Source organism: Sporacetigenium mesophilum DSM 16796 (genome assembly GCF_059569055.1).
Genome location: NZ_JCANUR010000037.1, coordinates 1 through 6,057 on the forward strand (window position 1 = coordinate 1; position 6,057 = coordinate 6,057).

The 6,057-nt window shown below is 30.7% G+C and carries 7 protein-coding genes; all 7 read left to right on the forward strand.

Features of this window, described 5'->3' with window-relative positions; genetic code table 11:
• A partial coding sequence (locus BS62_RS15000) for an anaerobic carbon-monoxide dehydrogenase catalytic subunit (RefSeq protein WP_496492070.1) occupies nucleotides 1-596 on the forward strand: 596 nt, incomplete at its 5' end.
• Between the two features lie 169 nt (nucleotides 597-765).
• Entirely contained in the window at nucleotides 766-909 is a 144-nt protein-coding gene (locus tag BS62_RS15005; protein WP_496492071.1) for a hypothetical protein, read from the forward strand.
• A gap of 436 nt (nucleotides 910-1,345) precedes the next feature.
• Nucleotides 1,346-3,259 carry an OPT family oligopeptide transporter gene (locus tag BS62_RS15010; protein WP_496492072.1) on the forward strand — a complete coding sequence of 638 codons (1,914 nt, stop codon included), beginning with the start codon at nucleotides 1,346-1,348 and terminating at the stop codon, nucleotides 3,257-3,259.
• Nucleotides 3,252-3,602, forward strand: a complete 351-nt coding sequence (locus BS62_RS15015; RefSeq protein WP_496492073.1) for a PqqD family protein — start codon at nucleotides 3,252-3,254, stop codon at nucleotides 3,600-3,602. The genes BS62_RS15010 and BS62_RS15015 overlap by 8 nt, the downstream gene beginning before the upstream one ends.
• A 227-nt stretch (nucleotides 3,603-3,829) precedes the next feature.
• Nucleotides 3,830-4,582: a polysaccharide deacetylase family protein gene (locus BS62_RS15020; RefSeq protein ID WP_496492074.1), complete on the forward strand. Its 753-nt coding sequence runs from the start codon at nucleotides 3,830-3,832 to the stop codon at nucleotides 4,580-4,582.
• 20 nt (nucleotides 4,583-4,602) lie between these two features.
• Entirely contained in the window at nucleotides 4,603-5,559 is a 957-nt protein-coding gene (locus BS62_RS15025) for an ABC transporter substrate-binding protein (RefSeq protein WP_496492075.1), read from the forward strand.
• Nucleotides 5,560-5,779: 220 nt separating this feature from the next.
• Nucleotides 5,780-6,057, forward strand: a 278-nt coding sequence (locus BS62_RS15030) for a hypothetical protein (protein ID WP_496492076.1), incomplete at its 3' end; no start/stop codon positions are given.

Below are 6,057 nucleotides of genomic sequence, written 5' to 3' on the forward strand. Positions count from 1 at the left end.
CAAAAGCTAACATACAATCAGATAAGACACTTAACACTGGATTCCACCACTCTACAGTACTTGATGCAGCTCCAGAAATAATAGATGCTGTTAAAGCTGGAAAGATAAAGAGATTCTTCGTTATAGCTGGATGTGATGCTCCAACTAAAGGAAGAGATTACTATAGAGAATTAGCAAGTTCATTACCAAAAGAAGCAGTAATACTAACAACTTCATGTGGTAAATTCAGATTTAACGATATAGATTTTGGAAAAGTTCCAGGAACAGATATACCAAGATATATAGATTTAGGTCAATGTAACAACTCAGGATCAGCAGCTAAAATAGCTATAGCTTTAGCTGAAGCATTTGAGTGTGATATCAACGAATTACCATTAACAATAGTATTATCATGGTTTGAACAAAAAGCTGTTGCAATATTATTAGGATTATTCAGCTTAGGTGTTAAGAATATGTATGTTGGACCATCAGCTCCAAAGTTCATATCACCAGGAGTATTAAAAGTATTACAAGATGTATTTAACCTACAATTAATAAGCGGAGATGCTAAAGCAGATCTTCCTAAAATGTTAGGTGAAGTTAAAGCTAACGCATAATAATTGCCCTCAATAAACTTCATATAAATTTAAAAAAGAGACTACCATTTTATTGGTAGTCTCTTTTCGTATGAAAAATTAGATGTTCTAATATAGGTAAAAATTACAGAAATAAATCCTTAGTATTAATAGAATAATATACTTGAAACCAATATTAGGAGGTCAATATATGATAAAAAAAGTTGCAGCAATTGGATTAATTACACTTAGTTTAGTTTTAGCTGGTTGTGATAGAAGGGGAAATGACAACGAAAATCCAGACCCAGAAGAAAACGATACAACTGGTCGTATAGAAAAAACAATTGAAAAATAAATTCTTTATAAGAGGCTGTCAGAAATGATAGCCTCTTTAAGTAGTAGTATAACTAGTCAAATAAATGGATAAAAACAAGAAATAATGGTGAAAATACCAAGTGGTGTAATTGTTTTGTATATAAAATTAAACTTGAAAAATGAAAAAGGAGATGTTAATATATTGACGATTATGAAAACAGAGTCATAAAAGTTATCAAAGTCTACAAACCAGATATAAACCAAAATAGTTAATATTTTGTATTTAGAATAAGTTTAAATTTTACCTCGTGTGCAATTTTAGAGAATTTTAAAAGTAAATAAAAAAAACACGCATTATTTGGAATTGCAACAAAATAGAGAATAAACAAACTATTTATTTGCGAAAATAAAAGATAATTATTTGTCAGAATTTGTGGTATAATAATATTCAAAATATATAAAAGGAGGTATAGCTTATGGATAATAAGTTATCAAAAGACGCATATGGTGGCGTAGAAGGTAAAAACTACGTTCCTTATGTTTCCAGAGGTTCTAAATCTGGAGGAAATGCTGCCGTAATGATAATCGGTATTATTTTAGCAGTTGTATTCGCAGCATCAACTGCATACTCAGGTATGAAAGCAGGGCTTACAGTTGCTGCTGGTATACCAGGTTCTATAATAGGTTCTGCATTTATAGCTGCATTCGCTAAGCAAAAAGGTATCCTTGGAAAAAACTTAGTTCAAGGTATGGCAAGTGGTGGAGAATCTGTTGCCAGTGGTATCATATTCGTTTTACCAGCAGTTCTTTTAATAGGAGCTAAAGTTAGCTTCCTAGAAGGTTTTCTTGTTGGTGTAGGTGGAGTTTTATTCGGTATCGGAATAGCTTCTCTTGTTTACAATTACTTAATCGTTGAAGAACACGGTAAGTTAATGTACCCTGAATCAATGGCTATATCTGAAACACTTGTTGCTTCAGAAGGTGCTGGAGATTCAATGAAGTTCATGGGAATAGGTTTCGCAATAGGTGGTATCATAACTGTTATAACTAGCTCATTCTTAAATGTAGCTAATAACGTTATAAGCTATGTAAACGAAACTTTCTACAAGTGGAAACTTGAAGTTGAAGTTAACCCATTATTATTAGGTATAGGATTCATAGTTGGATTAGATGTTGCTGTAACTATGTTTGCTGGATCTATATTATCTAACTTTGGTATAGTGCCTTTAATAGGTTACTTCTCAGCTCTTGGTACAGAAGGAGCAAGTGTATGGAATAATCCTGATGTTTCTATAAAAGCTATGGAAGTTTCTAATATAGCTGGTAGTTATGTAAAATACATAGGTGCTGGTATGATGCTTTCTGGTGGGTTAATAGGTGCTATAAAACTTATACCTACTATAGTATCTTCTATAAAAGAAACTCTTAATGCTAAGTCTTCTGGTGGTGGAAGCTCAGCTATAGGAAATATAATATTACTTGGTGGTATAGTAATAGGTTTCATAGGTGGATTTGCTATATCTGGTGGTAATATAATGATGGCAATAGTTGCATCTATTCTATCATTATTCTTATCATTACTATTTGTTATAGTTTCTGGTCGTTTAACTGGTACTATAGGAACTTCAAACCTTCCTGTATCTGGTATGACTATAGCTTCTATAGTTGTTGTAACATTATTATTCGTTGGAATGGGATGGAAAAATCCTGAAAGTAATAGAACATTACTTTTATTTGGTACATTTATAGTTACTGCTATAGCTATAGCTGGTGGTTACTCTCAGTCTCAAAAAGTTACTTTCATAGTAGGTGGAGACAAAAACGAAATGCAAAAGTACTTTGCAATATCTGGTATAATAGGTGTTGTAGTAGTTGTTGGTACTATATTATTACTTGCAGACCAACTTGCAATGACTGGAGATAATGTTGCATTTGCATTACCTCAAGCTAACTTAATGGCAACATTAACTGCTGGTATAATGTCAGGTGAATTACCTTGGGTTATGATAATAGTAGGTATAGTTATGGGAGTTGTTTTATTCTTATTAAACCTTCCTGTAATGACAGTTGCTATAGGATTCTACTTACCAATAGCTACAACTTCTATAATATTAGTAGGAGCTTTAGTTCGTGTATTTGTAGAAAAAACTTCTAAGTCTGACGTAGAAAAAGACGCTAAAGTTGCTAATGGTATAAGTTTATCTTCTGGACTTGTTGCTGGTGGTTCTATAATAGGACTATTAGGTATAATACTTCAAGTTGCAGGTGTTATAAAAGGAGCTGGACCAGCTGGATTCACTGCTACTAATACAATGGCAATTATAATATTAATAGGTCTTGTAGTAGCTACTATAATACCTATAGTAAACAGTAAGGTAAAGCATGATTAATAATAACGAAGACGTTTTAAGTATAATATATAAAATCTCTGAGAAAATAGAATATGAAGTAGACAAAGACAATATTGTAACTGTACTTGAAAAACAAGAACATAAGGTTCAAAATTTCTTTAGAAAACTTAAATTCAAAATTCCGGAGTACAAAAAAACTTCTTTAGATGAATATGGAAGTTGTATATTTTTACTTATAGATGGTAAGAAAACTGTAAAAGATATTGGAGAAGATCTAGAAGAAAAGTTCGGTGATAAAGTTCATCCACTTTACGAAAGATTATTGTTGTTTCTTAACCATATCGAAGTTAATTCTAACTATATAGAAAAAATAAACTTCTAATACCAAAGATGGCGCTACATTGTAGCTGCCATCTTTTTTTAAATCCAAATAATACTAAATAGTATATATAAAAAGTATGTATAGATATTTTAATTAAACATATAAACTACCGATTATGAGAAATATATATTTATATAAAACCTTTAAAGAAATGGAATATAGTGCTAAAATAGAGACTGGGTTTTGGAGTAATATAAGCAGCTATTAATTGCAGCAAGGAGGATATAATGAAGGGATTCAACGTTTTAATGTATCATGAAATTGTTAAAAAGAATGACTTTGATTATGCTGGATATAAAGGCATTAAAGTTCAACAAGATTATAAAGATGTTTTACCGCCTGTTTTGTTTGCATATTTAGAGAATTTTGAAGAGCAAATGAAATACTTATATGATGAAGGTTATGTAACATTGTCATTAAAGGATGTTATAGATTATTACTACAATGGTAAAGTTTTACCAGAAAAATCTGTATTAATAACCTTTGATGATCTGTACAAGTCTGTTCCATTATACGCTTATCCTATATTAAAAAAATACAACTTCCATGCAGTAGGATTTATCGTAAAGGATTGGATATTTGATGAAGTTCAAAATGATTTAAATAATCAATCTGTATGCCTATCAATGGAAGAGTTAGACCAAATGAAAGATGTATTTGAATATGCCAATCACACTAAGGCCCTACATACAAGAAAAGATAATATAACAGCCTTACTTAGTGTAGATAAAGATACTTTTATTAAGGATATTGAGGACTGTGAAAAGTACGTTAATAGCAAGCATGTTTTTGCATATCCATTTGGAGCATATAGGGAAGAAAATATAGAATGGCTAAAGGAAATAGGTTTTTTATTGGCTTTTACATCTCAAGGTGGAGTAAATACTAAAGAAACAAATCCATACAAGCTACATAGAAATGGTGTTTTATTAGACTATGACATTGAGAAGTTTAAGAATATATTTAATACTCAAATTTAATCAACATAGGAGGAGTTACATTGAAAAAATTATTAGTACTAGGAGTTATAGTAGCAATGATAGCAAGCTTAACTGTTGGCTGTCAAACTAAAAAGGAAGAAGCAAAAAAAGAAGAAACAAAACAAGAGAAATTAGATTATACAATAAAGTTTGGAACTTTACCTGCTGAATCAGCTATTCCAATAATAATAGCTAAAGAGCAAGGGTTTTTTGAAAAAGAAGGTTTAAATGTTGAAGTAATGCCTTTCTTCGCTCCAAATGATCGTAATATAGCTGTACAAGCTGGTGAGGTTGATGCCACTATAGGAGATATAATGACTTCATTAGCATTTCATGAGGCTGGACTTAATATGAAGATTACTTCAGATATTAACGAAGATTTTAAATTATTAACATCTCCAAACTCAGGAATAGATACTTTTGAAAAACTTGATGGTAAAGATGTTTCAATAGTTCCAAACTTTGTACTTGAGTATATAATGGATAAAATGGCTGAGAAAAACGATATAGAATATAAGGTTGTTTCAATCCCTCAATTTAATGCAAGATTAGAAGCTTTATTAGCTGATAAAATTGATGGTGTTATTTTTACTGAACCTCAAGCAACTTTATTAGCTTCAAAAGGAGCTCATGTTTTAGCATCTTCTGAAGAATATGGTATAAAAGCAGGAACACTTTTATTTAATGAAAAAACTTTAAGTAGTAATCCAGAAGAAGTAAAAGCATTTTACAAAGCTTATAACAATGCTGTAGAGTATATTAATACTACTGATGCTAGTGAGTACAGTGCAGTTTTAAAACAATATGGTTTCCCTGAAGGAATAGATAAATATTTAGGTGGAGACGTAACATATAATAAGGCTGAAAAGATTACAAATGAAGGTTTTAATGATGTATTAAAATGGACTAAATCAAAAGGATTAGTAAAAAAAGATTATAAATTAGAAGATGTAAGTAACTTCTCTTTTATAGACTAAATTAAAACAATTATATAGATATATTATGTTCCCTCAGACTAATGATGTTTGGGGGATTTTTTATGTGGAAAGTTTATAATTTGAAATTAAACTAGTAGCACAAATAACATACAAATCATACTATTAAATAAATATAAAGTTATACAAATGATATTGATAGACTAATCATAAGTTCTATCATATTGTAATACGACTTATATTTGTTATAGGTTGCAAGGAGGTGAAAGCAACGAAAAACAGGAGAAAAACAAAAGTAAGTTTTTTATTTACAATAATTTTTACAGTTGTACTTGTAATAGGTTCACTTGTAAATATTGCCTCAGCTGTGTCTTATAAAAGTACAATAGCAAATATCACCGGAACTAACGATACTTCAAAAACTGACACACCTACTAGTATACCAAGTACTACTGAAGATCCAGGAGATGTGGCTATTGATACACCTAGTACTACTGAAGATCCAGGAGATGTGGCTATTGATACACCTAGTACTACTGA